This window comes from Escherichia sp. AM3, from assembly GCF_032029835.1.
Taxonomy (GTDB): domain Bacteria; phylum Pseudomonadota; class Gammaproteobacteria; order Enterobacterales; family Enterobacteriaceae; genus Escherichia; species Escherichia coli.
The window spans coordinates 1-449 of record NZ_JAVUPQ010000575.1 but is presented as its reverse complement, the minus strand read 5'-3'; the positions used below and the strand labels follow the sequence as shown (position 1 = coordinate 449).

1 protein-coding gene is annotated in these 449 nt (G+C 47.7%); it reads right to left on the bottom strand.

Going from position 1 to position 449, the window contains the following annotated elements:
- Positions 1-261: 261 nt before the first annotated feature.
- Positions 262-449, bottom strand: a 188-nt coding sequence (locus RTW80_RS27320; protein ID WP_409415324.1) for a type II toxin-antitoxin system PemK/MazF family toxin, incomplete at its 5' end; no start/stop codon positions are given.

Here is a 449-nt window from a genome sequence, read left to right as displayed (position 1 = left end):
AAACAGAAGCCACTGGAGCACCTCAAAAACACCATCATACACTAAATCAGTAAGTTGGCAGCATCACCGGAACTTCAAAACTGCGCAAAACACGCAAATACGCACAAGAAAGTAGGGCTGCGCTTGGAATTCGGAAAATAAACCACATCAAAACTACTTTTTAGCCAAATAACGTTTGGGAATCACCAGAATGGTGGGACAACAGCGGTTTTAGTGCCCTAAATCGTACGTTTTCATCCAGTTGCCCCTCAAACCCCATGTTCAAGTCAGAATAGTGGACAGGCGGCCAAGAACTTCGTTCATGATAGTCTCCGGAACCCGTTCGAGTCGTTTTCCGCCCCGTGCTTTCATATCAATTGTCCGGGGTTGATCGCAACGTACAACACCTGTGGGACGTATGCCAACACCATCCAACGAAACCGCCAATCCGGCAGTTCGGGCAAAATTGC